Here is a 5,439-nt window from a genome sequence, read left to right on the forward strand (position 1 = left end):
TCGGCAGCCAGCAACGGGCACGGCACCCGATGCTGCCCCTCGCGATGTTCCGCAGCCGGGCGCTCGCCCCGCGCTGTTGTTGGAAGGCGAAGCTGTTGACGAGCAGAAGCCCGTAGATGCCGAAGGTCATCGTGAACGTCGCGATCAGCGCGGTGACGAGCGGCCGGCTGCGGAACATCGCGAGGGGCAGCATCGGGTGCCGTGCCCGTTGCTGGCTGCCGACAAAGGCTGCCACAGGGGCGACTGCCGCCGCCGCCAGTGTCACCAGCCACGCCGGTGACATGGTGTGCCCCTCGACCAGCGCGACGGTCACGGATGCGAGCGCCAGGATCGCGAGAACCTGCCCGCGCCAGTCGATTCCGGTGGGACGATCGTCGCGGGACTCCGGTAGATACGCGTACGTCATCACCAGGGCCAGGACGCCGATGGGTGCGTTTAGCCAGAAGATCTGTCGCCAGCCCGCAGTATCGGTGAGGACCCCGCCGAGGATGGGGCCGACAGCAGTGCTCATCGCGGCCGCCATGGCCCACGCAGCGGTCGCGCGGGCGCGTTCAACGGGGTCGGGGAACGCGGCGGCGGTGATCGCCAGGCCCTGCGGGAGCATGACCGCCGCGCCGACACCCTGCAGCGTGCGGGCGACGAGCAGCAGCGGCAGCGACGGTGCGACCGCGCACGCGACCGACGCCGAGACGAACACGAGCAGCCCCAACCGCAGAAGGCGGCGCCGGCCGAACCGATCGCCCAACGACCCGGCGGTCAACAGCAGTGCGGCGAACGCGATGTTGTACGCGTCGATCGTCCACTGCGCGCCCGACACCCCGCCCCCGAGGTCGTTGCGGATCGCAGGCAGTGCGAGGTTGACCGCGTTGGCGTCGATGAGGCCGACGAAGAGGCCCAGATACGCGGCGACCAGGGTGAGTGCCGAGCGGAAGGTGATGCCGTGCGAGCCCATATCCGCACGCTAGGTCGGAAATGATTCGACCCCGGTCGAACCTTCGGCCGCTCTAGCGGCCGGGTAGGGCGTGTTCGACGATGGGGCGGCGCCGGTGTGGTTCGCGCTCCCGCCGTTTCGCGGCCAGATACACCTGAGCGGTCTCGTCGGCGATCGCGTGCCATTCGAACTCGGAGGTGAGCCGCTCGCGGGCGGCGACGGCGCGTTGTTGGGCGGCGTGTGGGTCGTCGAGCACCGAGCGCACCGCCGCGGCCAGCGCGGCGACATCGCGCGGTGGGTAGGACACTCCGGTCTGGCCGTTGAGGACGGCTTCTCCCAAGCCGCCGACGTTCGACGTCACCAGCGGGATTCCGGTCGCGGCGGCCTCCAGCGCGACGATGCCGAACGGTTCGTAGTGGCTGGGCAGCACGGCCGCGTCGGCGGTGTGCAACAGGTCGACCAGCGCGTCGTGGTCGAGGTGCCCGACGAACGACGTCGCCTTGAGCACCTTGTGCTTTCGCGCCTGCTCGACGAGCCAGTCCAGTTGCGTGCCCTCGCCGGCGACCGTCAGCGTGGTGCCCGGATGCGTGCGTCGGATGCGGGGGAGGGCGGCGATCGCGTCGTGAATGCCCTTCTCGTACTCGAGGCGGCCCAGGTACAGCAGCTGCGCGGGACCCGTCCGGGGTCGTCGCTGTGCGAATGGCCAACGACCGCAGTCGATTCCGTTGCGAATGACGTACGACTCGGCCAGTCCGGGCCCGAAGAGCTCACCGACCTCGTCGCGCATCGACGCCGAACACGTGATCAGCGAATCGGATTCGTGCACCAGCCAGGACTCCACCGCGTGCACCTGCCGGCTGATGCGACCCGACACCCATCCGGAGTGCCGCCCGGCCTCCGTGGCATGGATCGTGGAAACCAATGGCACGTCGAAGAACTCGGCCAGGGCAATGGCGGGGTGTGCGACCAGCCAGTCGTGTGCGTGCACGACGTCGGGACGCCACGGGCGGCCGCGGCGGGTCTTCAGCGTCAGACCCGTGCGGACCATCGAGTGGCCCATCGCCAACGTCCACGCCATCATGTCGCTACCGAAGTCGAACTCGTGTGGATCGTGTGCCGCTGCCACGACGCGGACGCCCTCGGCGATCTCGTCGGTGGTCGGATGCGTGCTCGGATCCGTGTTGGAGGGTCGGCGGCTGAGGACGACGATCTCGTGGCCCGCCTCGGCGAGCGCGGTGGCCAGGTGATGCACGTGTCGGCCCAGCCCGCCGACCACGACCGGCGGGTACTCCCACGACACCATGAGGATCTTCACGGTCGCCGACTCCTGGGCCAGTGACCGGCAAATGCACACGCAGAGCGGCGTGCGGGCGTCATCGCGGTAACCGCCGCGCGTCCAGGGCGCCGAACAGCCCGTCGGCGCGGTTCCACCCCGCGGCGAGGCGCTGCGCGTGCTCGTGGCGACCGGAGGCAGCGGCATCGGCGATCTCGCGGGTCGCGTGGGCGTGCAGGTGCGCGCGGTAGCGCGCATAGTCCGCCGCGGAATCCTTGCTGACCATGAACGGCCAGTCACTTGACACCGTCAGCAGCGTTTCGCGCAGGATCTGGTCGGCGACGTAGTTGCGGGCCGGGGGTGCGTCGGTCTCGCCGAGCGCCTTGTCGACGGTCGTCAGCGCGGTGTCGACGACCTCGGTGTTCAACTGCACGAGATCGGCGACCTGCTCGCCCGCCCACACCTGCCAGTCCTTACCGGAACCCCAAGAGCTGGGTGGCAATTCGACGGGTGAGCCGATGAAACCGTCGGCCTTGGCGTCGGCCAGCGTGCCGACGCGCACGCCCGCCTCGGGCAGCGCGCGCAGGACCCGTTCGAGCCACACCGGTCCCTCGTACCACCAGTGCCCGAACAACTCGGTGTCGAAGGCGGCGATGACGTGCGCGGGGCGTCCGATGCGCTCGCTCTCGTCGTGCAGGCGCTGACGGACGACCTCGACGAAATCGGCGACGTGGGCGTCGATCGCCCGGTCGGCCCGCTCGGGGTCATACGGTGCCTTGGCATCCGACGGCACGTTGCGGCCGGTGACCCTGGCCGGCTTGAGACCGGTCGTGTGGTCGTAGGTGTGAAAGTCGCGGTAGGCGGCGTGTCCGGGGTAGCCGGATTTCGGCGACCACACCCGATAGCTGACCTGGAGGTCGCGGCCGAACGCGATCACATCGGACGCTGCGACGGGGCGGCCCAGCGCGGTGTCGCCGTGCAGCGACGGCCCGTCGACCATGAAGTGCCCGACACCCGCTGCGGCGTAATCGATTTCCATCCCGGGGGCGTAGGCACACTCCGGGGCCCAGATGCCGGCCGGCGTGTGCGCAAACCGCAAGCGGGCATCGGCAAGCCCCTCACGCAGGGCGAACTCCCGCAGCCTGGGATTGAGCAGCGGCTGGAACGGATGTGCCAGCGGACCGCCGAGCAGTTCGATGGTCTCGGCGTCGATCACTTCGCGCAGCAGTGGGCTGCCGCCGTGCGCCCACAGCGTGGCGAAATCCTCGAGTGCCTGTTCGGCCTCGGCGTGCTCACGAAGTCCGAACTGCCGCAACGGATCTGACAGGGTAGTTGCTTCGAGTGCGCGCAGCTGCCAGTTCGCCAGCCAGTGGTGCATTCCCGTCAGGCAATACGGGTCGTCGAGTTGGGCGGTCACCACGGGAGTCATTCCCAGCGTCAGCTGATGTCGACGGCCCTCGGCCGCGAGCGTGCGCAGAACCCGCATGAGCGGCAGATACGACGCCGACCACGATTGATACAGCCATTCCTCACCGACGGGCCAGCGGCCGTGGTGCGCGAGCCAGGGCAGGTGCGTGTGCAGGACGAGGGTGAACAGCCCCGGTACGGGGTCGGCGGATTCCGGGGTAGTCACGGTCGCACCGCGATCGCGACCAGATCCAGGCTGTCGTCGATGTTGCGCTCGCGCGCGTCGAGGAGATCGAAGTCGTCGCTGCGCACCGACGCGACATCGGCGAGCAGATCCTCGGGCCACGGTGCACCCGCGAGCGCCCGGGCGATCTGGGCGTCGATGATCGACCCACCGTGACGGGCGTCGAGCTCGGCGAGCCGAGGCCCGTGGAAGACGCCGAGCACGCTGTCGACCGCAAAGCCGGCCACCGTCAGCAGGTCGGTCAGCTCGGCGGCGTTGAGCTCGCGGGTGTGGAACGGGTTGATCGGCGTATCCCGGCCGGGGGAGAAGGTGATGCGGTTCGGCGTGGACATCAGCAGGCAGCCACCCGGGCGCAGCACGCGCAGGCATTCGCGAACGAATTGTCCTTGATCCCAGAGGTGTTCGATGACCTGGAAGTTCACGACGACGTCGACCGCGCCGTCGGCGAGCGGGAGTTCGGCCAGGTTTCCGTGGCGCATGTCCACCCGCGGATACCGCGCACGGACGTGCGTGACCGTCGTCTCGTCGTAATCGAGGCCGATCACACGGCGGGCCACGTCGGCGATCAGGTTGGCTCCGTATCCCTCGCCGCAGCCCGCCTCGAGCACGTCACGATCCGCGCAGCGGTCGGCCATCCGCTCGTAGACGACCTCATGGCGGCGGAACCAGTAGTTCTCCTCCGCGAGTCCCGGAACCGTGCGTTCCCCGGTGAGGGGGAGGTCCGGTCCGTCAGTAACAAATGCGCTCATTGGAAGGCAGGCTAACGTGAATCGGCCCACAGACGAATGGTTCACCGCCTACGTGCTGCTAGAACACGAACTTCGACCCGCTATGGTGTTCCTGCGAACCACCACAAGTTACCCGCGAGTAACATGGTGGTTGTTGCTCAGAGCGTGATATTGCGGGCCGATCATCGGCCCCTTCGAGGAGGACGAACCACACTCATGACGAACATCGTGGTCCTGATCAAACAGGTCCCTGACACCTGGTCGGAGCGCAAGCTCACCGACGGCGACTTCACCCTCGACCGCGAGGCCGCGGACGCGGTGCTCGACGAGATCAACGAGCGTGCCGTCGAAGAAGCGCTGCTCATCAAGGAGAAGGAAGGCGGCGAGAGCACTGTGACGGTGCTCACGGCCGGCCCCGAGCGCGCCACGGAGGCGATCCGTAAGGCGCTGTCGATGGGCGCGGACAAGGCCGTACACCTCGTCGACGAGGGCATGCACGGCTCGGACATGGTCCAGACCGGTTGGGCCCTGGCGCGTGCGCTGGGCACCATCGAGGGCACTGAGCTCGTCATCGCCGGCAACGAGGCCACCGACGGCACCGGCGGCGCGGTTCCGGCGATCATCGCCGAGTACCTGGGCCTGCCGCAGCTGACGCATCTGCGCAAGGTGACGGTCGAGAACGGCAAGGTCACCGGGGAGCGCGAGACCGACGACGGCGTGTTCTCCGTCGAGGCGTCGCTGCCCGCGGTGGTCAGCGTCAACGAGAAGATCAACGAGCCGCGCTTCCCGTCCTTCAAGGGCATCATGGCCGCCAAGAAGAAGGAAGTCACCAAGCTCACGCTTGCCGAGATCGGTG

Annotated in this window: 5 protein-coding genes; 1 reads left to right on the plus strand and 4 read right to left on the minus strand. The window is 68.5% G+C overall.

Annotated elements, in window-relative coordinates:
- The 4 genes from A5698_RS22990 to A5698_RS23005 all read right to left on the minus strand — a co-directional run.
- On the minus strand, nt 1-952 hold a 952-nt coding region (locus A5698_RS22990; protein WP_156670862.1), incomplete at its 3' end, for an MFS transporter.
- 52 nt (nt 953-1,004) lie between these two features.
- On the minus strand, nt 1,005-2,246 hold the full coding sequence (locus A5698_RS22995) for a glycosyltransferase family 4 protein (protein WP_068301587.1): 1,242 nt from the start codon (nt 2,244-2,246) through the stop codon (nt 1,005-1,007).
- Between the two features lie 58 nt (nt 2,247-2,304).
- On the minus strand, nt 2,305-3,837 hold the full coding sequence (locus A5698_RS23000) for a 1,4-alpha-glucan branching protein domain-containing protein (RefSeq protein ID WP_068301575.1): 1,533 nt from the start codon (nt 3,835-3,837) through the stop codon (nt 2,305-2,307).
- On the minus strand, nt 3,834-4,604 hold the full coding sequence (locus A5698_RS23005) for a class I SAM-dependent methyltransferase (RefSeq protein WP_068301580.1): 771 nt from the start codon (nt 4,602-4,604) through the stop codon (nt 3,834-3,836). The genes A5698_RS23000 and A5698_RS23005 overlap by 4 nt, the downstream gene beginning before the upstream one ends.
- 195 nt (nt 4,605-4,799) lie before the next feature.
- Between A5698_RS23005 and A5698_RS23010 the strand changes: the two genes are divergently transcribed.
- Nucleotides 4,800-5,439: electron transfer flavoprotein subunit beta/FixA family protein (locus A5698_RS23010; protein WP_068301584.1), on the plus strand; the 640-nt coding region annotated here is incomplete at its 3' end.

Source organism: Mycobacterium sp. E136 (genome assembly GCF_001666865.1).
GTDB lineage: Bacteria > Actinomycetota > Actinomycetes > Mycobacteriales > Mycobacteriaceae > Mycobacterium.